This window comes from Paenibacillus alkaliterrae (assembly GCF_021532375.1).
Lineage (GTDB): Bacteria > Bacillota > Bacilli > Paenibacillales > Paenibacillaceae > Pristimantibacillus > Pristimantibacillus alkaliterrae.
The window spans coordinates 1-1402 of sequence record NZ_JAKGAP010000113.1 but is presented as its reverse complement, the minus strand read 5'-3'; the positions used below and the strand labels follow the sequence as shown (position 1 = coordinate 1402).

Annotated in this window: 1 protein-coding gene; it reads left to right on the top strand. The window is 42.9% G+C overall.

The genetic code is table 11. From position 1 onward, the window contains the following. Nucleotides 1–758: 758 nt before the first annotated feature. A complete protein-coding gene (locus tag L1N85_RS26005) occupies nt 759–1310 on the top strand; it encodes a DUF6886 family protein (RefSeq protein WP_235241928.1) in 552 nt (183 codons plus the stop codon). The last annotated feature ends 92 nt before the right edge of the window (nt 1311–1402 follow it).

The window sequence follows — 1402 nt, the reverse complement described above, 5'->3', positions numbered from 1 at the left end:
AAAACGTGCGCGAGACCATCTGTCATGGGGCGATTAAAATCAAGGAATTTGAGCTGCTTCCTACTCTCTCAGGTATAGGTTGACGAAATCAACAAGGCTGTGGCAAAATATCCGGTAACAGCTTCATAAGCTTCGAAAGCATCGGAGGAAACCCGGCGTCTCATGGCAGACGACGGGTTTCCTCCTTTCTTTTTGGCGGTTGGAAAGATTGGTTTCTATTTCCAAATGCTGCTGCAGCTGGTATACTAATCGGAAAGGTCTGGTACAAATGAACCTTACGTTATTGAAACGAAATGACCGGGAAATAGCTGTAAAAATGAGTTCCTTTGAGCAAGGGCACGTCAATCGTGTCAAAAGTATCCCCGGACGCAAATGGCTGCCGGATCAGCTGCTGTGGACTTTTCCTTATTCCGTTTCGGCGATGAAGAGTGTGAGCAATTGAGGGTTTTTCGACATGCGCTAGTTTTGCGGCAAGGCGAGAACGGGCGGGATGAGGAGCAGCTTGGAAAGCTGCGGTCTACGCTGCGGCTGAAGGGGTACAGAACATAACAATGTGTTCACGCATCGGGGCATACGCCCCTCGGTCCCGGAAGTAAAGTCGGAGAAGTAGCTGCCGGGACACATCCGCACCACCCAACCGCATCGCGGCCAGTCACTTCGTTCCTTTAGGGTGGTGGGACGTCGTGAACACGGAAACGTTATGCGCAATTACTGCAGAAGAAAAAAACATTTACATCCATCGGAAAGGAATGAAGTGAGTGCTTTTTCATTTTAGTGAAGAGCCTAATATTAAAGTTTTTAAACCTAGACAATCAAAAGCATTTCCTCATATAGAACCCGCTGTTTGGGCCATTGATAAGAGCCATAAATTACATTATTGTTTTCCACGTGATTGTCCGAGAGTAATCTACTGGAAAGCGGAATGGACGAATGAAGAAGATTTAAATAGATTTTTTGGTGAATCCAGTGTGGACAAGATTATTGTTGTAGAGAATCAGTGGCTAGAATGTATAAGAAATGTAAAATTGTATATGTATACATTCCCAGATGAGACATTTAAATTGTTTGAAGAAGCTAAAACAGCTGGATATTATATATCACACCATGAAATTACCCCGATAAAAGTCGAACAAGTAGAGGATTTAATTGGAAAACTAGTATCTGAAAACATTGAATTAAGATTTACACCAGATTTATATCCGATTAGAAACAAGGTTGTCGCATCAACTCTTGATTTTTCAATAATTCGATTTAGTAATGCCAAGAAAGATTTTGTGAGTAAACCCGAAGAAGGCAGTAACAGCGCATAACACTCTGGATTGGTTGCGCAGTTGCCCGAAAAAATGACCTTCATAACCATCGCATGAAGGCCGACAAATGAAAGAACATATGAGCAGCAAAG